19 protein-coding genes and 1 tRNA gene are annotated in these 19,697 nt (G+C 35.3%); 11 read left to right on the top strand and 9 right to left on the bottom strand.

Annotated elements, in window-relative coordinates:
- Positions 1-134: 134 nt before the first annotated feature.
- Complete coding sequence (locus AB3G39_RS03680; protein WP_369769700.1) at positions 135-2,768, top strand: glucosidase; 2,634 nt, start codon at positions 135-137, stop codon at positions 2,766-2,768.
- A 119-nt stretch (positions 2,769-2,887) separates the two neighbouring features.
- Here AB3G39_RS03680 and AB3G39_RS03675 read toward each other — a convergent pair whose 3' ends face one another.
- Together AB3G39_RS03675 and AB3G39_RS03670 are read right to left on the bottom strand one after the other, a co-directional pair.
- A complete protein-coding gene (locus AB3G39_RS03675) occupies positions 2,888-3,661 on the bottom strand; it encodes a TlpA family protein disulfide reductase (protein ID WP_369769699.1) in 774 nt (257 codons plus the stop codon).
- 81 nt (positions 3,662-3,742) lie between these two features.
- Positions 3,743-4,201 (bottom strand): RNA methyltransferase, encoded by a 459-nt coding sequence (locus AB3G39_RS03670; protein ID WP_369769698.1) that lies wholly within the window; start codon positions 4,199-4,201, stop codon positions 3,743-3,745.
- Between the two features lie 246 nt (positions 4,202-4,447).
- On the opposite strand from AB3G39_RS03670, the gene asnS reads away from it, so the two are divergent.
- Positions 4,448-5,884, top strand: a complete 1,437-nt coding sequence (asnS, locus tag AB3G39_RS03665; protein ID WP_369769697.1) for an asparagine--tRNA ligase — start codon at positions 4,448-4,450, stop codon at positions 5,882-5,884.
- Positions 5,885-5,945: 61 nt separating this feature from the next.
- The gene (rpoN, locus tag AB3G39_RS03660) at positions 5,946-7,412 is read left to right on the top strand and encodes an RNA polymerase factor sigma-54 (protein WP_369766053.1); all 1,467 of its coding nucleotides are present in this window, start codon (positions 5,946-5,948) and stop codon (positions 7,410-7,412) included.
- A gap of 123 nt (positions 7,413-7,535) precedes the next feature.
- Here the strand turns inward: rpoN and AB3G39_RS03655 are convergent, their stop codons facing one another.
- Positions 7,536-8,129, bottom strand: a complete 594-nt coding sequence (locus AB3G39_RS03655) for a thymidine kinase (protein ID WP_369769696.1) — start codon at positions 8,127-8,129, stop codon at positions 7,536-7,538.
- 232 nt (positions 8,130-8,361) lie between these two features.
- On the opposite strand from AB3G39_RS03655, the gene AB3G39_RS03650 reads away from it, so the two are divergent.
- The 6 genes from AB3G39_RS03650 (at position 8,362) to AB3G39_RS03625 (ending at position 14,098) form a co-directional block, all read left to right on the top strand.
- Positions 8,362-9,459: a hypothetical protein gene (locus AB3G39_RS03650; RefSeq protein WP_369769695.1), complete on the top strand. Its 1,098-nt coding sequence runs from the start codon at positions 8,362-8,364 to the stop codon at positions 9,457-9,459.
- 6 nt (positions 9,460-9,465) lie between these two features.
- Positions 9,466-10,188, top strand: a complete 723-nt coding sequence (gene rsmI / locus AB3G39_RS03645) for a 16S rRNA (cytidine(1402)-2'-O)-methyltransferase (protein WP_367755678.1) — start codon at positions 9,466-9,468, stop codon at positions 10,186-10,188.
- 10 nt (positions 10,189-10,198) lie between these two features.
- Positions 10,199-10,543 (top strand): HopJ type III effector protein, encoded by a 345-nt coding sequence (locus AB3G39_RS03640; RefSeq protein ID WP_369769694.1) that lies wholly within the window; start codon positions 10,199-10,201, stop codon positions 10,541-10,543.
- An 85-nt stretch (positions 10,544-10,628) separates the two neighbouring features.
- Positions 10,629-12,317 (top strand): single-stranded-DNA-specific exonuclease RecJ, encoded by a 1,689-nt coding sequence (gene recJ, locus AB3G39_RS03635; protein WP_369769693.1) that lies wholly within the window; start codon positions 10,629-10,631, stop codon positions 12,315-12,317.
- Positions 12,318-12,331: 14 nt separating this feature from the next.
- The gene (locus AB3G39_RS03630; protein WP_369769692.1) at positions 12,332-13,606 is read left to right on the top strand and encodes an MFS transporter; all 1,275 of its coding nucleotides are present in this window, start codon (positions 12,332-12,334) and stop codon (positions 13,604-13,606) included.
- A gap of 135 nt (positions 13,607-13,741) precedes the next feature.
- The gene (locus AB3G39_RS03625) at positions 13,742-14,098 is read left to right on the top strand and encodes a hypothetical protein (protein WP_369769691.1); all 357 of its coding nucleotides are present in this window, start codon (positions 13,742-13,744) and stop codon (positions 14,096-14,098) included.
- Here AB3G39_RS03625 and AB3G39_RS03620 read toward each other — a convergent pair.
- The 3 genes from AB3G39_RS03620 to AB3G39_RS03610 all read right to left on the bottom strand — a co-directional run bounded on the left by AB3G39_RS03620 (position 14,095) and on the right by AB3G39_RS03610 (position 16,310).
- Positions 14,095-14,853 (bottom strand): UDP-2,3-diacylglucosamine diphosphatase, encoded by a 759-nt coding sequence (locus AB3G39_RS03620; protein ID WP_369766049.1) that lies wholly within the window; start codon positions 14,851-14,853, stop codon positions 14,095-14,097. The genes AB3G39_RS03625 and AB3G39_RS03620 overlap by 4 nt on opposite strands.
- A gap of 23 nt (positions 14,854-14,876) precedes the next feature.
- On the bottom strand, positions 14,877-15,329 hold the full coding sequence (locus AB3G39_RS03615) for a 6-pyruvoyl tetrahydropterin synthase family protein (protein WP_367755698.1): 453 nt from the start codon (positions 15,327-15,329) through the stop codon (positions 14,877-14,879).
- A gap of 207 nt (positions 15,330-15,536) precedes the next feature.
- Positions 15,537-16,310, bottom strand: a complete 774-nt coding sequence (locus tag AB3G39_RS03610; protein WP_369766048.1) for an enoyl-CoA hydratase/isomerase family protein — start codon at positions 16,308-16,310, stop codon at positions 15,537-15,539.
- A gap of 124 nt (positions 16,311-16,434) precedes the next feature.
- Between AB3G39_RS03610 and AB3G39_RS03605 the strand changes: the two genes are divergently transcribed.
- Positions 16,435-16,508: transfer RNA gene (locus tag AB3G39_RS03605), tRNA-Ala, on the top strand.
- Positions 16,509-16,551: 43 nt separating this feature from the next.
- The gene (locus AB3G39_RS03600) at positions 16,552-16,800 is read left to right on the top strand and encodes a GIY-YIG nuclease family protein (protein ID WP_367772392.1); all 249 of its coding nucleotides are present in this window, start codon (positions 16,552-16,554) and stop codon (positions 16,798-16,800) included.
- Between the two features lie 92 nt (positions 16,801-16,892).
- Here AB3G39_RS03600 and AB3G39_RS03595 read toward each other — a convergent pair whose 3' ends face one another.
- The 3 genes from AB3G39_RS03595 to AB3G39_RS03585 are packed head-to-tail and all read right to left on the bottom strand — an operon-like array spanning position 16,893 to position 19,684.
- Complete coding sequence (locus tag AB3G39_RS03595; RefSeq protein WP_369766047.1) at positions 16,893-17,828, bottom strand: lipid A deacylase LpxR family protein; 936 nt, start codon at positions 17,826-17,828, stop codon at positions 16,893-16,895.
- Positions 17,829-18,572 (bottom strand): monofunctional biosynthetic peptidoglycan transglycosylase, encoded by a 744-nt coding sequence (gene mtgA, locus AB3G39_RS03590; protein WP_367772396.1) that lies wholly within the window; start codon positions 18,570-18,572, stop codon positions 17,829-17,831. It abuts the gene before it with no gap.
- Positions 18,572-19,684, bottom strand: a complete 1,113-nt coding sequence (locus AB3G39_RS03585; protein WP_369766046.1) for an NAD(P)/FAD-dependent oxidoreductase — start codon at positions 19,682-19,684, stop codon at positions 18,572-18,574. Before AB3G39_RS03585 ends, mtgA begins: the two co-directional genes overlap by 1 nt.
- Positions 19,685-19,697 lie beyond the last annotated feature (13 nt).

The following is a 19,697-nucleotide window of genomic DNA, read 5'->3' as shown; positions in this document are numbered from 1 at the left end:
AATTGCGCACCTACTTATAAAAAATAAATCTTATTTTTACCAGTATTTTTTTAACGAAAAAAACAGCACTAGAATATTTTAAATAATCCAGCTGTTTGGGTTTAAATCTAAAATTAACTATTACACCACGATATATGACTCATAAAATTTCTGAGGCTGAAAAATTAGCCGTTTCTGATAACTATAGAAACTGGAAAAAATGGGGGCCTTATTTAGCCGAAAGACAATGGGGAACCGTTCGCGAAGATTATAGCGATAACGGAGATGCATGGGAATTTATCAACCACGACAAAGCACGTAGTAATGCGTATCGATGGGGGGAAGAAGGTATTGGCGGTTTTTGCGACTCTCGTGAGATTTTATGTTTGGCTCCCGTTTTTTGGAATGGAAAAGATCCAATTTTAAAAGAACGCCTATTTGGCCTTACTAATAATCAAGGAAATCACGGAGAAGACGTTAAAGAACTTTATTTTCATCAAGTTTCCACTCCTACACACTCTTACAACAAATACCTCTACAAATACCCGCAAAACGAATTTCCGTATGAGGAAATAATAAGAATCAACAGTCATAGGAATAGAGAAGAATCAGAATTTGAACTATTAGATACTGATGTTTTTAAAGACAATGCTTATTTTGATTGTTATATCGAATATGCAAAAGCCGGTATTGATGATATCTTGATGAAAGTTACTGTAGTCAATCGAGGAAAAGATACCGCTGAAATTCATGTACTTCCACATCTATGGTTTCGTAATTTCTGGAAACACAATAACAGGCATCCACGACCTAAGTTGGAATCGGTATCCGATGGTACCATTTTATCAAAAAGTACTAGAAATGACGACTACTACTTATATCATAATAAAGGCAAACAATTATTCTGTGAAAACGAAACCAATAACGAGCGCATTTACAACTCGCCTAATGATTATGATTATGTAAAGGATGGTATTAACAACTATGTCATCAATGGCGAGCCAACTGTCAATCCAAAAAAACACGGTACTAAAGCTGCTATTTGGCATCAATTAGAATTAAAAGCTGGCGAAGAAAAAAGCATTAAAATACGCCTAAGCAATGTAGCATTAGAAAATCCTTGGGTCGATTTTGACGCTCAATTTGAGCAAAGAAAAAAGGAATGTGAAACGTTCTATAACGAAATCATAAATAAAGACATCCCTAAAGCCCAGCAAGCAATTGCTAAGAGTGCTTTTTCAGGTTTATTATGGACGAAGCAATTCTATTATTATGATGTTCACAAGTGGCTTTTTGGTGGTGTTGACGAAACATCAACAACCTATAGAAGAAAGGACTCACGTAATTTTAACTGGCAACATCTTACTAATCGTCATGTAATATCCATGCCTGACAAATGGGAATATCCTTGGTATGCAGCTTGGGACCTTGCTTTTCACATGGCAGCATTTGTAGAAATAGATCCTTATTTTGCTAAACAACAATTGTTATTAGTATTGCAAGAAAGCTACATGCATCCCAATGGTCAAATTCCAGCATATGAATGGAATTTTAGTGATGTAAATCCGCCGGTTCACTCCTGGGCGGTTTGGACTGTTTATGACAAAGACAAAAAACGCACTGGCAAAGCTGATACTGAATTTCTGGAAAAAGCATTTCAAAAACTCCTCATCAATTTTACGTGGTGGGTGAACCAAAAAGACACTACTGGTACTGATTTATTTGAAGGAGGGTTTTTAGGTTTGGACAACATTGGTGTTTTTGACCGTAACCACATGCCGGAGGGAATTAAAAAAATGCAACAGGCAGATGCCACGAGTTGGATGGCAATGTTCTCTTTAAACATGTTGCGCATGTCACTGGAATTAGCGAAAACCAACAAAATTTACGAAGAAATATCGGCTAAGTTTTTCAGGCATTTTTTAAACATCGCTTGGGCAATGCACCATATTGGGAAAAAAGACATTTCACTTTGGGATGACCAAGACAATTTTTATTATGATGTTGTCGAAATGTCCGATGGAAGTGCTGAACGTTTAAAAGTACGTTCTTTAGTGGGTGTTATTCCAATGTTTGCTGTCGAAATCATGAATAAAGAATTATTTGAAGGATTAAAAGACTTTCAAAAAAGAGCAAATGAAATAATAAGAACACGACCCGATTTAGCATCCTTAATTTCAAATTTAGAGACTGCCAATAAAGATGGTAATTTTCTATTCTCCATTATGCGCGGTTTTAGATTAGAACATCTTCTAGTGCGCTTACTGGATGAAAAAGAGTTCCTATCTGATTATGGGATTCGTTCGCTATCTAAATACCATGAAGAACATCCTTTTGAATTTGGAAATAAAGGACATCATAAAATTCAATACGAACCTGGCGAAAGTCGTTCAGGAATGTTTGGAGGAAATTCAAACTGGCGTGGTCCTATATGGATGCCTTTGAATTATATGATCATCCAATCATTGCGTAAATACTATACTTTTTATGGACCTACTTATGTATATGAATTTCCAACAGGCTCAAAAAACAAACTGAACTTAAACGAAATTGCGAATGAATTAACAAAAAGATTAATTAAACTTTTTGAACGAGATGCTGAAGGTAAATTCCAATACCATTCTGATGACTCTGAAAATCATTTTGCTAAGGACGAACATTTCAGAAACGAACATATGTTTTATGAGTTTTTTGATGGAGATAGTGGTAAAGGGCTTGGTGCCTCTCACCAAACAGGATGGACCGCTCTAATTGCCAATTTAATAATGGATATGGAGAATAACAAATAAAATTATCTTTACAGTTAAGTTATATTAAACTTCCCGTCTACAAAGGCGGGATTTTTTATATACAATAGTATATAACCGTGAAGCAGAAAAAAAAACACCCCAATTGTACAATTTTATATTTATTCTCTACTAGCTTTCTCTAAACTAACTTCTAAACCAGCATAATTAGAAACCACTTTTTCCATAAACCCTTCTTTATTAATGATAATATGAGTAGGAAACGCATTAAGCTGCAAGGTTAAATTCATGTACGTTTTCATATTAGGAACAACGGAATAGGACAGCGGTTTTCTAGCTAAAAAAACGGTTAACTGTTCTGGAGTATCCTCAGCCAGACTTATAAAAACAATGTCTTTTCTATCTTTATATTTCTCCACTAATTGATTTACTTGTGGAAATTCTTTAATGCAAGCAGCACAATGAATGTACCAGCATTTTATGACAACAATTTTCCCTTTAAGATTTTCATTTGTAATCAAATTACCATTTAAATCTGAGAATGAAAATGCAGGAAATGGCTCCCCTTCTTTCTTTAGATTTTGAATTTCATTGAAAGCGGTTTCAACAATGGTTGCTTTTATACTTGTATCGGATTTTGGGTCAATCTTGAAAAGCTTGTAATAAAAAAGTGCTGAATCGGATTCTAATCGAATTGGGATGTAACTTCCTTCGCTTAATTCTTTTAAAAATTGATCTTTGGTAATTTCTTTTGAATTGGAATCTAATGCAATAAAATCTCTAGAAAGCATGATGTTATTGTATTGATAGGTCCACCAATCCATAAACTGAGTTTGAATTTCAACTGGACTTACTTCTGGTTTCCCAAAAGGAGTTTGTCCAGAACAGGAGGTGAAGATCACAACTAAAAAAAGGGTATAAAACAATTTTTTCATGACAACTAATTAAAGGTGCAAATAACGTTATAATTTACTGTTTATGAATCTAATAAAGGTACTAAACAATAACAACTTATTTTATGAACGGGGCTTATTAAGACCTCTATCATAAAGAACAATACTTCCCGCAACAGATACGTTTAAGCTTTTTTCGGATTTGAATTTTACTAAATGATGACATTTTTCAATGGCTTTTTTTGAAAGACCATGATCTTCAGCACCTAATAGATACACGCAACGCCTTGGATGTTCGAAGGTTTCTAAATCGGTGGCTTGTTCATCTAGCTCCACTCCTACTAAACGAGCCCCTTTGGGTAAGTTTTTATAGAAGTCTTCAAACGATTCATAATGAAAATAAGGTATCGATTTTACGGCATTATGGGTATCGCAAGCTTGTTTTGCATACCGATTCCCAATGGTGAAAATAAAGCTTGCACCTAAGTTTTGTGCAGATCTCCATAAAACGCCTAAATTTTCAGGAGTTTTTCCGTTTTGTATGCCTATCCCGAAATACTCGGTTATAAAATTATCATTCATCTGACAAAAATACAAACTGTTAGGGCGTTTGTCAAATTTTTAATTTATTTAAAGTGTCGAATTCCACTATTCCCTAGCCCCGATAATAGCGACATCCTTTTACTTTTTCCTTTAAAAAGTAAAAGATATAGCGAATAGCGGGAAATAGCTCCTAAATGCATCATTCCTCGCAATGACATTTAAAACAAATGATTTATATTTGCAGTTCGAATATGAGACAATTTTAAATTCAACTATACACCTAAAATGAGACATACAAAAGTTAAAGACTTACTAAACAGTACAACGACACTACATGAAGTAAATGCAAAAGGATGGGTAAGAACTTTTAGAAACAATCAATTTATTGCTTTGAATGATGGTTCAACCATCAATAATATACAATGTGTAGTCGATTTTGAGAATACTCCTGACGAAACTTTGAAAAGAATTACGACTGGAGCAGCGATATCTGTTACAGGAACTTTGGTTGAAAGTAAAGGTGCGGGACAACAATTTGAAATTCAAGTTAAAACATTGGAAATCCTAGGAGATTCTGATGCTGAGAAATTCCCAATACAACCTAAGAATAAACCGAGCTTGGATTTCTTGCGTGAAAATGCGCATTTAAGAGTGCGTACCAATATGTTTGGTGCTATTATGCGTGTTCGTTCTGTATTATCATACGCAGTACACAGCTATTTTCAAGAAAAAGGATTTGTATATGTCAATACGCCAATCATCACAGGATCGGATGCTGAAGGTGCTGGTGAAATGTTTAAAGTTACCGCTTTGCCATTTGATGGAACGCCAAGAACAGAAGACGGAAAAATAAATTATAAAGAAGACTTCTTTGGGAAAGAAACGAATCTAACGGTTTCTGGACAACTAGAAGGAGAGACTTTTGCTATGGCATTAGGACAGATTTATACTTTTGGACCTACGTTTAGAGCAGAGAATTCAAATACGTCTCGTCACCTTGCGGAGTTCTGGATGATTGAGCCAGAGGTTGCTTTTAATGATTTGAATGACAATATGGATTTGGCTGAAGATTTTATTCAGTATGTAATTAAATATACGCTTGACAAATGTCCTGAGGATTTAAAATTCTTGGAAGGACGATTATTGGACGAAGAAAAATCAAAACCACAGGCGGAAAGAAGCGAAATGGCTTTGCTGGACAAATTGAATTTTGTTTTAGAAAACAATTTCAAACGTGTATCGTACACGGAGGCAATTGATATCTTGAGAGACTGTACTCCAAATAAAAAGAAAAAATTCAACTACATCATTAACGAATGGGGTGCTGATTTACAGTCAGAGCACGAGCGTTACTTGGTAGAAAAACACTTTAAATGCCCTGTAATCTTGTTTGATTACCCAGCCAATATCAAAGCGTTTTACATGCGTTTGAACGAAGACGGAAAAACGGTTCGCGCCATGGATATTCTTTTCCCAGGAATTGGAGAAATTGTAGGAGGATCTCAAAGAGAAGAGCGTTTTGATGTTTTAGTCGAAAAAATGAAAGCCTTAGGAATTGACGAAGAAGAATTGTGGTGGTATCTTGATACTAGACGATTTGGATCAGCAGTTCACTCTGGTTTTGGTCTTGGTTTTGAAAGATTAGTGCTGTTTGTAACAGGAATGACAAACATACGTGACGTAATTCCTTTTCCAAGAACGCCAATGAATGCTGAATTTTAGAAAAAAAGTTTAATCGGTTAATCGATTAAACAAATAAACAGTTAACCGATTAAACAAACAAATGCTAAAGCAATTCTTAAATTTAAAATTATCGCAGAAATTATCTCCTCAACAAATTCAGTTGATGAAGTTAATTCAATTGCCTACGCAAGCCTTTGAACAACGTTTACTGGAAGAGATGAATGAAAATCCAGCTTTAGAAGCAGGTAAAGAGGAAGACGATTATGAAAAGGATGAATTTGAAAACGAAGACTACGATGATTATGATGAGGCGGAATCTGACAGGAATGACGCCGAAGACATCAATATCGACGAATATTTAAATAGCGACGATAGCCCCGATTATAAAACACAAGCCAATAACTACAGTGATGACGATGACGATCGAGAATCACCATTGGCAGCACCTATTAGTTTTCACCAAGATTTAATTAATCAATTGAATACGTTTATTCTCGATGATGAAGAACGTGATATTGCTGAATTTCTAGTAGGAAGTATTGACGACATGGGCTATATCCGTAGAAGCATTCCTGATATTGTGGATGATATGGCGTTTACCCAAGCCTTATATACGGATGAAGCTACGGTAGAACGGATGCTGCATGTAATTCATGAACTAGAACCCTCTGGTGTAGGTGCGCGCGACTTACAAGAATGCTTGTTGTTGCAGTTGAAACACAAAACCCCTACGGAATACGTGGAACTAGCAACAGATATTATCGAAAATCAATTTGATGCTTTTACCAAAAAACATTACGATAAATTAATTCAGAAATACAATGTTTCCAATGAGCAGCTCAAAAAAGCAGTTCATGAAATTGAAAGACTGAACCCAAAACCGGGAGGCTCTTTTACAGGAAATAATAAAATTACAGAGAACGTAGTTCCTGATTTTGCCATTAGAATTGTTGATGGCGAACTGGAATTAACTTTAAACGGTCGAAATGCTCCTACCCTGCACGTTTCCAAAGATTATCAGGAAATGATGCAAACCTATAAAGTTTCTACCGATAAATCAGGGCCACAAAAAGATGCGGTTCAGTTTATCAAACAAAAACTGGATTCGGCTAAGTGGTTTATTGATGCGATTCGTCAACGTCAAGAAACCTTATTTGTAACCATGAATGCTATTATGCATTATCAAGAAGAATATTTCTTAGATGGCGATGAAACCAAATTGAAACCAATGATCTTGAAAGACATTGCGGATATGGTAGGACTTGACATCTCAACGGTTTCCCGTGTAGCCAACAGTAAATATGTAGAAACACCTTACGGAACAAAACTGATTAAAGAATTCTTCTCAGAAGCCATGAAAAACGATCAAGGGGAAGATGTTTCCACGCTTGAAATCAAAAAAATATTACAAAATATTATTGAAGAAGAAGACAAGAAGAAACCTTTACCAGATGATCAATTAGCCGAATTGCTGAAAGAAAAAGGATACCCAATTGCAAGAAGAACTATCGCTAAATACAGAGAGCAGCTGGATATTCCTGTGGCTAGAATGAGGAAAAAAATATAAGATTGTTGAAATCAGATTGCTGATTAACGATTTTTGATTTAAAAAGACAAAACCCTATTTCGTTTTGTCTCCCTCTCCTTTGGCTTGCTTCATTCTTCGCAATGACTGGCCGGGGACAGAATTTTATTTATTCTCCTGATCTTTTTTCATGGCGTGATAATAAGCTGCACGACTCAAGGGTTCGTATTCTTCTGTTTCACCTAACATGACCAATTTATCATTATCTGTTTTTCTAAAACTATAATTAGCCAGATTACCTGTTCGAGTGCATACAGCATGCACTTTAGTCACATATTCTGCTGTCGCCATTAATGCAGGCATAGGTCCAAAAGGATTACCCTTAAAATCCATATCTAACCCGGCAACAATAACACGAATACCTTGGTTTGCTAAATCATTGCAAACCCTTACTATTTCGTCATCAAAAAACTGCGCTTCATCAATTCCCACCACATCACACCCTTGCGCCAAAATGGCGATATTGGCAGCAGCTGGAACTGGTGTAGAACGAATTTCATTAGCGTCATGCGACACTACCATATCTTCATGGTAGCGGGTGTCAATTTCTGGTTTAAAGATTTCTACTTTTTGTTTGGCAAATTGTGCTCTCTTGAGACGACGAATTAGCTCTTCGGTTTTACCCGAAAACATTGAACCACATATGACTTCGATCCAACCAAACTGTTCTTTATGATTTACTGTATTTTCGAGAAACATTTTATATTTTTCTAACTTAAAAAATGAATAGTTTTTATTACTTTGTACCGTAATAAACCAACATAAGATTTTATACTTTTACGTTGTCTCAAAAGTAGAAAAATTTTATCAATTCGAGGATTTGTAAACAGTTATTTAAAATTAAATCTTCTGCCCCTACAGCCCTTGAATTTCTTTTGGTAAAAAATAAAATGAGAAACACATACGCCATATATACTATAATTTAAACGTTATGAAAAAAAAATTGGAAGCCGATTTAATCAGCATTGCACATAGAATACTACAACTTAAGAACAAGTCTGATATCAATCAACTGTATTTGGAATCTCAAAAACTATACGAAAAGCTATCCGTTTTACGATTTATTGACGAACATTATGGCGATGTAAAACCAACAATTGGCCATGCTGAGATCGAAAAAGAAGTGCAAGCCTTTTATGACAAAAGTGCCGAATTGCCAGCTGAGACTATCATTGAAATAACTGAAAGTAAACTTCCCCAAGAAGGAACAACTTCTGAAACTATAAAAGAAGAGAAATCAGAACAAGAAATTGCATCTCCTACAATAGTAGCACATTTGGACGAAGTGCTAGTAGAAGAAAATACAATCGAAGATTCTAAAACTGAGGAAAGCTCCCCAGAAGTAGAAGAAGAGGTTTTAGAAGACAATACATTAGGCGATTTTGAAGCTGATATAAAAGAGCAACCGGTAACTGAGGAAATGCCAACAGACGATGTCGTCATTAGCGAAAATGAAGCTGAAGAAGAGATTCTTGTTGCTTCTGAAGAAAAAGAAGAACAAGAAGAAGAACCACAACATAAATTCAAAGCTGCTTTTGAATTAACTGACGATTCAGAAACAGAAGAAATCGAAATTGAAACACCTAAAAAACCGGAGGCCGTACAAATTTCTTTCGAAGATTTATTAGGTGGAAATTACAATGACACTCTTTTTGTCAAAGTAGATGATGTACCTGCATTACCTCCAGAAATTGTTTTTGAAGCCAAAGAAACTATAGTTGAAAAAGCTCCAGAACCGATAATAGAAGAAAAAAAGGAAAAAGCCGAACCAAAAATTGTATCCCTAAATGACAAATTATCCAAAGGCATTGATATTGATTTAAATGATCGAATTGCATTTGTAAAACACCTTTTTGGTAATAACAGTGAAGATTACAACCGCGTATTGAATCAATTAATCACATTTGACAATTTTCATGAAACACGAAACTTCATTGAAGAAATGGTAAAACCTGATTACAACAACTGGAAAGGGAAAGAAGATTATGAAGAGCGTTTTATGGATATCATCGAGAAAAAATTTCTTTAATAAACTATGTCAAAATTATATATTGTTCCCACGCCCATAGGTAATCTTGAAGACATGACTTTTAGAGCCATTCGGATTTTAAAAGAAGTCGATTTGATTCTGGCCGAAGATACCCGTACTAGTGGCAAACTCTTAAAGCATTTTGAGATTGGCACCCATATGTACAGTCATCACATGCACAATGAGCACAAAACCGTAGAGAATTTGATCTCCCGATTGAAAGCTGGGGAAAACATTGCCTTAATTTCGGATGCTGGTACTCCAGCCATATCTGATCCAGGCTTTTTATTAACTCGCGCTTGTGTTGAGAATGGAGTTGAAGTAGAATGCTTACCTGGTGCGACCGCTTTTGTTCCCGCCTTAGTAAATAGTGGTTTACCTAATGATAAATTTGTTTTTGAAGGATTCTTACCTGACAAAAAAGGGAAACAAACCCGTTATTTGGCTTTAGCCGAAGAAACCCGTACGATGATATTATATGTTTCCCCACATAAATTACTAAAAACATTAACGGAATTTATTACTTATTTTGGTGAAGACAGACCTATTTGTGTTTGCAGAGAATTATCAAAAATGCATGAAGAAAATGTTCGTGGAACGGTTCGTGAAGTGTTAACCCATTTTGAAAAAACAGCGCCAAGAGGTGAAATTGTTGTTGTCGTTGGCGGAAAACCATTCGTTAAGGAAGTTAAAAAAAATAAATTCTCAAAAGAAGAAGATCAAGAATAAAAACCATATTATGACGATAGCATCTTATATCTCTATATTAAAAAATACGCCACAAGAAATAACATTTCCAGAAACTATTGCTGCAATTGAAGCCAATTATACCTTTACTCCTACTACTTTTCAAAACGGAAATCAACATAATGCAGCGGGAGAAAACTCAGGTTCATGTAAATTGTTTGCTTTCGCCAAATTGCAAAACTTAACTCCTGAAGAAACCTTATCATGTTTTGGAGCTTATTATTATGAAGACGTTTTGAAAAATCCTGAAGGAACGGATCATCAAAACATTCGTAATTTCGTACTTCACGGTTGGGATGGAATCCAGTTTGAAGGCGAAGCATTGGAACTAAAATAAATTATATAGAATTGAAGATTAACGATTTTTGATTGCAGATATTAAATCACAAATCGTTAATCGACATTCATAAATCACAAATCAAATGCGTTGGACCATAAAACAAAAACCTTCTGAGGATAAGATTAGGCATTTATCCACAACCTTGGGTGTAGAAGATTTTGTCGCCACTTTACTGGTGCAGCGCGGTATTGAAACTTTTGACCAAGCCAAAGCTTTTTTTCGCCCTTCGCTAGACCATTTACATGATCCCTTCTTAATGAAAGACATGGCTAAAGCCGTGGAAAGAATCGAACGTGCCATTGCAAATCAAGAAAATATTTTGGTTTTTGGGGATTATGATGTGGATGGAACTACCGCTGTTTCCCTAGTTTCTTCTTACCTTAAATCCTATTATCCTAATATTGCTACTTATATTCCAGATCGTTATTTGGAAGGATATGGCGTTTCCTTTAAAGGAATTGACTATGCCGATGACAATGGGATTTCATTAATTATCGCTTTGGATTGTGGTATTAAGTCCATTGATCATGTCGCTTACGCAAAAGAAAGAAATATTGATTTCATCATTTGCGATCACCACAGACCAGGAGACTCTTTACCCGAAGCAGTCGCTGTCCTTGACCCAAAAAGATCTGATTGTTCATATCCATACGATGAATTGTGTGGATGTGGTGTGTGTTTCAAATTAATACAAGCTTTAGGAAGTAATAGAGGGCAAACCATTGATGATTTTATTCCGTATTTAGATTTAGTAGCAACTGCAATCGCCGCCGATATTGTACCTATGACCGGTGAAAATCGAGTGTTAGCTTATTTTGGTTTACAAGTTATTAATGAAAATCCAAGGCCTGGAATTAAGGCTTTAATTCACCAAATAAAGAAACAAACCCTTGACATCACCGATGTCGTTTTTATCATAGCGCCTCGAATCAATGCAGCTGGCAGAATAAAACACGGAAATCATGCTGTGGAATTATTAACCGAATTCGATTTTGAACAAGCACAACAATTTGCTTCCGAAATTGAACAATACAATTCCGACCGTAAGGATTTAGACAAACAAATTACCAAAGAAGCGCTTTCGCAAATAGAAGAAAATCAGGAAAAAGAGCGATTTACCTCTGTAGTCTTTCAAGAAGATTGGCACAAAGGTGTAATTGGGATTGTCGCTTCAAGACTGATAGAAACCTATTATCGTCCCACCTTAGTATTTACAAAAAGTGGTGATAAATATGCCGCTTCGGCACGATCTGTCAAAGGGTTTGATGTGTATAATGCACTCGAAGCTTGCTCGGAACATTTGGAACAATTTGGTGGACATATGTATGCCGCAGGAATGACATTGGCTGCAGAAAACTATGCTGTTTTTAAACAAGCATTTGAGCAGCAAGTACAAGAAACGATTCATCCGGATATGCGAACACCCGAAATCGAGATCGATGCCGAAATTAATTTTACTGACATTAGCCCAAAACTAACTCGGATTTTGAAACAATTTGAGCCTTTTGGACCACAAAATATGACTCCCATTTTCCTCACTCAAAACATAAAAGATACGGGTTATGGAAAACCAATGGGACAAGAAGACGAACATATAAAATTGTTTATCAAACAAAACAATTCCGAAGGAATTCCAGCCATTGGTTTTGGACTAGGAAATAAAATGGATTTAACAACACATCAAAAACCATTTCAAGCCGTTTACTGCATTGATGAAAACGAATGGAATGGTAAAGTAAGTTTACAGTTGCGATTAAGAGATATTAAATAATTGAGATTACCCAAATGAAAAAAACACACGACCCCTACGCAGCCTTACGTTATAAGGAATTCAACACTTTTTTATTATTGCGATTTGCTATGGTTTTTGCCTGGTCCATGCAATTTATTGTTATCGAATGGCAGGTTTATAGTTTAACGAAAGACCCCCTTTCACTAGGAATTATAGGCTTAATGGAAATCATACCTGCGGTTGCTATGGCTTTATTTGCAGGACATATTGTTGATCAAAATGAGAAAAAAGGCCTTCTCGTTAAATGTATTTTAGGTTTTTCAGTAATTAGTTTTGGTTTGTTTTTATTGACCTGGCCCACAATTGTAAGTGACTATTCAACAAGAGCTATTTTGTATGGTATTTATTTTATGGTCTTCTTGGGCGGAATTGTACGTTCCTTTCTTGGCCCAACGATATTCTCCCTTTTATCCTTATTGGTTCCTAAAAAAGTGTATCCTAATGCTGCTACTTGGAGCAGTTCCGTTTGGCAAATTGGGTCTGTTTTAGGACCAGCTGTAGCTGGTTTTTCTATTACTTTGATTGGCGTGCACTGGTCGATGTGTTCTGTTTTTGCTTGTTCTGTTTTTGCACTGATTGCTTTAACTCAAATTGGTGCCAAGCCAATTTTGAACCCAAAAATTGGGGAACCTATTATGGAAAGTTTGAAAGAAGGGGTAAAATTTGTTTTCAATAATAAAACCGTTTTGGGCGCATTATCACTGGATATGGTGGCGGTTCTATTTGGTGGAGCGGTTGCACTTTTGCCTATTTTTGCTCAAGATATATTAAAAGTGGGTCCCGAAGGTTTTGGTGTGCTGAGAGCAGCACCAGCTGTAGGTTCTTTTTTGACATTAATAATTTCTGCTTATGTTCCCATGAATAAAAATGCGGGATTAAAGCTACTGGCAGCGATTTTTGCCTTTGGACTTTGCATCATTACTTTTGGACTTTCTACCATTTTTGCTCTATCCGTATTTGCATTATTTTTGAGCGGTGCTGTAGATGGAATTTCGGTAGTGATACGACAAACTATTTTACAATTAAAAACTCCAGATCACATGCGAGGTCGAGTTTCGGCAGTGAATTCTATTTTTGTAGGTTCTTCTAATGAGTTGGGGGCTTTTGAAAGCGGATTAACAGCCAAACTGATGGGAACAGTAACTTCTGTAGTTTTTGGTGGAAGTATGACTTTAATGATTGTTCTAGGAACTGGAATATTCTCTCCTTCATTCAGAAAACTAGATTTACAAAAAGACATTGACGAACATGAAAAGGAGGAGTCTTAAACTCATTTTAATATAATTTAAAAAAGTCGGTAATTAATCTCAGGATTCATTACCGACTTTTTTTATGACTTTTTTAATTCGTTTTATTTAGAATTAATCTAAATAATTATTATATTTGTTTCAAATGAATGAATTATGCAAGAAATGAAACAGATTTATTATAACGATTCAGGGACTTCTTTTTTTTGGAGAAAAGAGAGTGAACTATTAACGGATAAAGTGCAATTGATTTTTAGAGAAACGGGGTTTTATTTCAGTCGACACGAACTGAAACTGTTTCAATGCTGTATTGACGAAAGTTATCTTTTAAATAACTGTTGTGATGATTGTAGCTTGAAAAATAATTGTCACAAATTTTTACTAAAAACACCTTGTTCTCAAATTGATTTGGCTGTTTCTATGCAAGAATTAATCGCAGTCAAAGACCTAGTAGAAGGCACTTTATTTAAAATAAATATGGATGAATATTTGAACGGGGAGGGAATGAATTAATTCTCGTACTTTTTTAACTCAAAAGTTTCTCCATCAAAAACACCGTAAGTAAAATACGTAATCCAGTCGCCTAAATTCACGTATTCTGAATTTTCACCAACAGAAACTTTCATAGGCAAATGACGGTGCCCAAAAACGAGATAATTGTAATGTTTGGTTTCTAGTTTTCTTTTGGAATACAAAATCAACCATTCGTTGTCTTCACCCAAAAAAGTAACATCTTCATCCCCAGAAATGAGTTTGTTTTTAACCGAAAGGTATTGCGCCAGTCCTACTCCAATATCAGGATGCAACCAGCGAAAAAGCCATTTAGAAAACGGATTGGTAAATACTTTTTTCATGCGTTTGTAACCTAGATCACCAGGTCCTTTCCCGTCACCGTGACCTACTAAGAAGGTTTTGTCCCCAAAAGTATATTCTTGATTGTCATGATAGACTGGAATATTTAATTCTTTTTGAAAATAATCATCCATCCATAAATCGTGGTTTCCTACGAAAAAATAGATTGGGATTCCGCTGTCGCGAATTTCGGCCAGTTTGCCTAAAACACGTACAAAACCTTTAGGGACTACGGTTTTATATTCGAACCAAAAATCGAATAAATCACCTACTAAAAAAATAGCTTCGGCATCTTTTTTCACTTCGTCGAGCCAAGCCACAAATCGCTTTTCTCTAGGAAAACTCAATTCGGCTGTTGGCGCTCCAAAATGTTGATCAGAAGCAAAATATACTTTTTTATTATTAGGTAATTTCATCAAACTAAGATATCAAAATTGAATTATAGGTTATCACTTGCAAACCATTCTGCAAAAGAAGATTCGGTTTCTTGTAATTTCAAAGAAAATAATTTAATTCCATCAGGTAATCTAGCAATAATTCTTTGAGAAAAATCAACTACCATGTTTTCACTAGTTGGCTGATAATCGACTAAGATGACGTGGTGTCCGCGGTTAATTAATTCGTTAGCCAACTCAATATGTGGGGTAGTTTCATTAAAAACAGTGGCGTGATCAAACTGATCTACAATTTCCTCTTTTACAATTTTTTTTAAGTCCGAAAAATCGATTACCATTCCGAATTTTACATCGTTACGGTTTACAATCGGTTTTCCTATTACGGTTACTGATAATTTATAACTATGTCCGTGAACATTTTTACATTTACCATCATAACCATATAAGGCATGCCCTGTTTCGAAATTAAATTGTTTTGTAATTCTGATATTGCTCATCGAAGTATAATTTTGAATGCAAATTTAGTAAATTGGCATGAGAAATAGGTGGGAAATAATGGGTTTCCTACTCTACGGGTTTTTAGCCCTGATAGAAGCGGCATCTCCCGATAAGAAAAACAAGGCTTTTTTTAGCCGTAGTTTTTCTATATCGGGAATATAGCGGATAGCAGGAAATAGCTCCTAAAACAAAACTAGCTTAGAGAATTATTTCTTTTTTTTGAATTGTTCCAAGGCATTTTTGGCATAATTAGACAGGACTAATTGACCTGTAACTGCAGCTCTTTCTAGTAAAAGAGTATCCCAATCTTGGGTTCCTTCCCAAATGATTTTTTTCATTTCGAATAAAGCGTCAGGATTATAAGAAGCTAATTTCGATGTGAAATGATCGATGTCAATATCCAGTTCTACTTGGTCTTGTGCTAGTTTGGCATACAACCCTTTTTCTAGCGCCCAATCGGCCGTTTTCCATTCGTGAGCAGCCAAAGTCATTTGGGTCATGGCCGTTTTACCAATTTTACGACTTACTGCAGGTTCTATCACAAAAGGACCAATCCCGATGGCTAATTCAGAGAGTTTTATGCTGGCATCAGCAGTGGCAAAAGCATAGTCACAAGCAGCCGCAATCCCAACTCCGCCACCTACGGCTTTGCCATGAATGCGCCCCACAATGATTTTTGAACAAGTACGCATCGCATTTATCAAATGAGCAAAACCCGAGAAAAAGTGAACCCCTTCTTCCTGATTCGACACTGCCAAAAGCTCATCAAACGAGGCTCCAGCACAAAATGCTCCAGTACCAACACTCTTTAAAACAATTACAGAAACCGCTGAATTCTCACTTAAATTATTCAATTCTTGAGTCAAAGAATCCAACAATTGACGTGGAAATGAATTGCTTGCCGGATGACCAAATTGTACGGTTGCAATCTTATTTTCTATTTTTGTTGATAATGAACCATTGGATTCAAGTAGTGCCATAGCAGTAGTTTTTATGTAAAGTTAAAAATATAAATAGGAAACTATACTTTTTTAAAAAATTTGGAAGTTGTTTTTTGAAAAATGCTATTTGAATACTTTAAAATATTATATTTGCGCCACTATTGGGGGATTAGCTCATTTGGCTAGAGTGCTTGCCTGGCAGGCAAGAGGTGACCGGTTCGAATCCGGTATTCTCCACAAAGACCCAAACAAAGTTTGGGTCTTTTTTATTTGTATCCTTATGTTTTACACCTATATCATTTATTCAAAAACTATCAATAAGTTTTATGTCGGCTCTTGCCAAGATGTCCAAGATCGACTTCGAGATCATTTGAATGGCAAAAGCAAATACACTAAACAGGTTAAAGATTGGGAACTAAAATATTTTGAGAGTTATTCTTCAAGAAGCGAAGCATACCAAAGAGAAATGAAAATTAAAAAAATGAAAAGCAGAAAATATATTGAAAGTCTAATTGAAAATAAGAACTAGAGTGTCCCGATGACAATCGGGAAGGTGACCGGTTCGAATCCGGTATTCTCCACAAAGACCCAAACAAAGTTTGGGTCTTTTTTATTTGTATTCTACTTTAGCAAATAGGAAACACCAATAGAGCCATAAAAATATCCCGAAATCGTTCTACTATGTAATTCCTTTCCTCTGTAGACAAAAACATAAAATAAATTCAGATTGTTTTTGCGGTATTTAAAACCCGCTTCGCCATTAAAACGAAAAGGTACCAAATCGAAAGTTACAGTACTGTTACTATTAAAAAGACTGCCTTTAATGGTGGCATCATACAACAGATAGTTAATACTAGGCGCTATATAAAAATAAAACTCGCTTTCATTACTCCCCATTGCCCCTCCATGAAGATTAGAATCGAATAATGGGACTAATTTTTTTAATCCTATTCTAGTTAAAAAACCAGTAGATGCACCCGTGAAAATGGTTCCTAAGTTGGCTTCGGATTGAAAATGAAAATCTATTTTTTTACTCTCAGATCTCGGAAACAACTTTTTTGAATAAAAGAAATGCGTTTGGACAGCCAGTGCATTTTGAATTTGATATCCCCAACCCTGAACTGCTTTATACCCCACTAAACTATGAAAGCTTTTTTGCATTTCTCTACCATAGGAATTGGGTCCAACATATCCTATTTGAAAATTTGCTTTAAATACGGATTCGTTTTTATAAAATATATTTTCTCCAATTTCTCCAAAAAGATATCCCGCATAAGGACGGTCCATTATTTCTTTTTCAGGAGAGTCTATAAACCGAGGTGTATAAATATATTGTCCTATTGTAAATTCTACACTTTTTTTAGAGATATCTAGCTTACTATTTTTAATTAAATGACGGTAAAAAATTGCTAATCCATTCGTATAATACATGTCATTCTTGGAGGATGTATAAAGATCATTATCTGTTATAATGCCAATTTCAGATTTCCTACTTTGTCCATAATTGAAAACGGAGAACAAAATTAAAAAGAAAAAAACATTTTTATTAATTAACATTTAATATTCTATTTTTCCAATAGTACGCATCACTCGCAAAATCTTAGTTTTTCTATTATTAATATAAGAAGAAGAACTAGTCGCTGTGAATTTTCTTGGATTGGGTAAAATTGCGGCAATTCCTGCAGCTTGAAGTGGTGTAAGATTTGCAGCATCTTTTCGGTACCAATGTTCTGCAGCCGCTTGTGCTCCATACACTCCATCACCCATTTCAATACTATTTAAGTACACTTCCATAATACGTTCCTTACCCCAAATCACTTCAATAAGGACAGTAAAATAAGCTTCTAGTCCCTTACGAATGTAGCTTCTTCCTTGCCAAAGAAATACATTTTTAGCTGTTTGTTGTGAAATCGTACTTCCTCCTTTTATTCTGCGACCTCGCTCATTACTTTTATACGCTTTTTGCATCGCGACGAAATCAAATCCATTATGAATAAGAAAAGTTCCGTCTTCACTGGCGATAACTGCCTTTTGCAAATTGACCGAAATATTCTCTAATGGCTCCCAGTCATGACTAAAATAAATTTCTTTTCCAGCCACTTTATTCTCGATAACTCTTATCGCCATAAGTGGTGTAATAGGTACTGGTACAAATTTAAAAAATACTACTAAAAATACGGACAGTCCGATGAACCATAAGAATGTTTTAAATAAAATAACTCTTAGTTTATTCATAAAAGAGGCTGATTCTTTTTTTACTGGTTTTTTTGCGGTTTTCTTAGGTGTAATTTTTATTCCCATTATACTAAATCTGCTAATTCTGTTCCTATTAAACTTCCTATTGCTACTCCCATTCCTCCTAATCGCACTCCACAATAAACGTTTTCAGACAATTGTGAAACTATGGGTTTCTTACTGTTACCAATACCCATAATACCGCTCCAACGGTGTTCAATTTTAAAATCTCGGTTGGGCAAAATTACTTCTTTTAATAATTGTTCCAATTTATTTTGTACAATTTCTGTCTGCGCAAACTCCGTTGTGTTTTCTGCCTCAAAATCAAGATTTCTTCCACCACCTAATAATATACGATCTCCAATATTTCGGAAATAGTAATACCCTCTGTCTAAATGAAATGTCCCTTTTATATCTAAATCTTTTATTGGCTCCGTTATTAAAACTTGGGCTCTCGCTGGCTTTACAGCTCCATTAGTAAGCTGGTTGGCAAAACCATTGGTTGCAAATAAAACTTTTTTAGAACTAAAACTAAAATTACCAAGGTTGATCTCAACTTCATTTCCTTTATCCAAAAAAGAAGTGACTGTTTGTTGGTTCAAAATCAATATATTTTCAGAATACGCATTTTTCAATAATGCCTGCATCATATTACCTGTATCAATCTGACCTTCAAAAGGGTTGTAAACTAAATAATCTTTTGTGCCGTTAAAACTAAAACGGTCTACTTGCTTGGCAAAAACGTCGGCTTTAAATAGTGGTTTTAGGATTTCATTTATAAAAGGCAATTTATTAATACATTCCGTATAACAACTATCATCAGAATTTAAAAAAACTTCATATCCCCCAAATGGTTTAAAATCAATCGCGGTATCTCCTAATCGTTTCCTTAACAATTGCAACCCTTGCCACCGTTTTTCAATAAGACCTACTACCTCTTCTTCCGAATGGGATTTTAAATCATCTATAATTTCAGAAATGCTCCCAAAACAAGCAAAACCAGCATTCTTAGTACTGGCTCCATGCGGCAACATTCCTTTTTCAAGAACTAAAATTTTACTATCAGGGAACCTTTCGCGCAAGCGCAACGCAGCGTGTAAACCTACAATTCCGCTTCCTACAACAGTATAATCTACATTTGTAAACCAATTTTTTAATTCCCAATAACTTAGTTGCATGTTCTAATTTTTC

It is taken from the genome of Flavobacterium sp. WC2416 (assembly GCF_041200095.1).
Lineage (GTDB): Bacteria > Bacteroidota > Bacteroidia > Flavobacteriales > Flavobacteriaceae > Flavobacterium.
The sequence above is the reverse complement of the archived record's forward strand: the minus strand, read 5'-3'. Positions and strand labels throughout refer to the sequence as shown.

Excerpts from the sequence above, each read along its gene's own strand:
- AB3G39_RS03680 (WP_369769700.1), top strand. The coding sequence starts at position 135 with ATGACTCATAAAATTTCTGAGGCTGAAAAATTAGCCGTTTCTGATAAC.
- AB3G39_RS03675 (WP_369769699.1), bottom strand. The coding sequence starts at position 3,661 with ATGAAAAAATTGTTTTATACCCTTTTTTTAGTTGTGATCTTCACCTCC.
- AB3G39_RS03670 (WP_369769698.1), bottom strand. The coding sequence starts at position 4,201 with ATGAATGATAATTTTATAACCGAGTATTTCGGGATAGGCATACAAAAC.
- asnS (WP_369769697.1), top strand. The coding sequence starts at position 4,448 with ATGAGACATACAAAAGTTAAAGACTTACTAAACAGTACAACGACACTA.
- rpoN (WP_369766053.1), top strand. The coding sequence starts at position 5,946 with ATGCTAAAGCAATTCTTAAATTTAAAATTATCGCAGAAATTATCTCCT.
- AB3G39_RS03655 (WP_369769696.1), bottom strand. The coding sequence starts at position 8,129 with ATGTTTCTCGAAAATACAGTAAATCATAAAGAACAGTTTGGTTGGATC.
- AB3G39_RS03650 (WP_369769695.1), top strand. The coding sequence starts at position 8,362 with ATGAAAAAAAAATTGGAAGCCGATTTAATCAGCATTGCACATAGAATA.
- rsmI (WP_367755678.1), top strand. The coding sequence starts at position 9,466 with ATGTCAAAATTATATATTGTTCCCACGCCCATAGGTAATCTTGAAGAC.
- AB3G39_RS03640 (WP_369769694.1), top strand. The coding sequence starts at position 10,199 with ATGACGATAGCATCTTATATCTCTATATTAAAAAATACGCCACAAGAA.
- recJ (WP_369769693.1), top strand. The coding sequence starts at position 10,629 with ATGCGTTGGACCATAAAACAAAAACCTTCTGAGGATAAGATTAGGCAT.
- AB3G39_RS03630 (WP_369769692.1), top strand. The coding sequence starts at position 12,332 with ATGAAAAAAACACACGACCCCTACGCAGCCTTACGTTATAAGGAATTC.
- AB3G39_RS03625 (WP_369769691.1), top strand. The coding sequence starts at position 13,742 with ATGCAAGAAATGAAACAGATTTATTATAACGATTCAGGGACTTCTTTT.
- AB3G39_RS03620 (WP_369766049.1), bottom strand. The coding sequence starts at position 14,853 with ATGAAATTACCTAATAATAAAAAAGTATATTTTGCTTCTGATCAACAT.
- AB3G39_RS03615 (WP_367755698.1), bottom strand. The coding sequence starts at position 15,329 with ATGAGCAATATCAGAATTACAAAACAATTTAATTTCGAAACAGGGCAT.
- AB3G39_RS03610 (WP_369766048.1), bottom strand. The coding sequence starts at position 16,310 with ATGGCACTACTTGAATCCAATGGTTCATTATCAACAAAAATAGAAAAT.
- AB3G39_RS03600 (WP_367772392.1), top strand. The coding sequence starts at position 16,552 with ATGTTTTACACCTATATCATTTATTCAAAAACTATCAATAAGTTTTAT.
- AB3G39_RS03595 (WP_369766047.1), bottom strand. The coding sequence starts at position 17,828 with ATGTTAATTAATAAAAATGTTTTTTTCTTTTTAATTTTGTTCTCCGTT.
- mtgA (WP_367772396.1), bottom strand. The coding sequence starts at position 18,572 with ATGGGAATAAAAATTACACCTAAGAAAACCGCAAAAAAACCAGTAAAA.
- AB3G39_RS03585 (WP_369766046.1), bottom strand. The coding sequence starts at position 19,684 with ATGCAACTAAGTTATTGGGAATTAAAAAATTGGTTTACAAATGTAGAT.